The sequence below is a fragment of the Sphingomonas sp. S2M10 genome (assembly GCF_012650175.1).
GTDB lineage: Bacteria > Pseudomonadota > Alphaproteobacteria > Sphingomonadales > Sphingomonadaceae > Sphingomonas.
The window spans coordinates 1-589 of the sequence record NZ_JAAILI010000065.1 but is presented as its reverse complement, the minus strand read 5'-3'; the positions used below and the strand labels follow the sequence as shown (position 1 = coordinate 589).

Annotated in this window: 1 pseudogene; it reads right to left on the bottom strand. The window is 59.3% G+C overall.

From position 1 onward, the window contains the following. Positions 1 to 147 precede the first annotated feature (147 nt). Positions 148 to 465 (bottom strand): annotated as a pseudogene (locus S2M10_RS16240) (hypothetical protein); the annotation flags it as partial. Between the last annotated feature and the right edge of the window lie 124 nt (positions 466 to 589).

Sequence of the window (589 nt, the reverse complement as noted above, 5' to 3'; positions counted from 1 at the left end):
GCCTGACCCGTCTTCGAACACTCCCTCTAACCCGCATATTATCTGGAGTGAAATCATGGAAAACCGAAGGAAACCTGCGTCTCTCGCCGCCACGCTCGACATAAACTGCGACTGCAAAGAATACGTCTAATGTGGAGCTCCACATTAGACATACTCGCGGGGTGTGATGTCCACCCGGACATCGTTCCATTCCTCGGTGGGCAGGTCTGCCAGCCGCCGCTCCATCAGCGCCTCGCCGGTCGAGACGATCTGGATGACGGCCGAATGGCCCGCTTCCAGATCGGCTGCAATCGACCGGATCAGCGTCGGGGTCTTCATCGACGTCAGCAGGTGGCCGAAGAACCGCTGCTTGGCCGATTCAAAGGCGCTGCGGGCGGCGGATTTGGCCTGGCGGTTCAGCGTGCCCGTGCTGCCGGTGATATTGGCGGCCTCCATCGCCGCATCCAGATTGTTGTGGATGATCGCTTATCGCGAGGAAGCGATAATGCGAAGGAACGCGGTGTAGGCCCGCAAAGCAAGGGCACTTGTCACCACGACCTTCGCATTATTTCACAGGGTATCCAGCCACTCCATCAGGCTCGCATCCCGC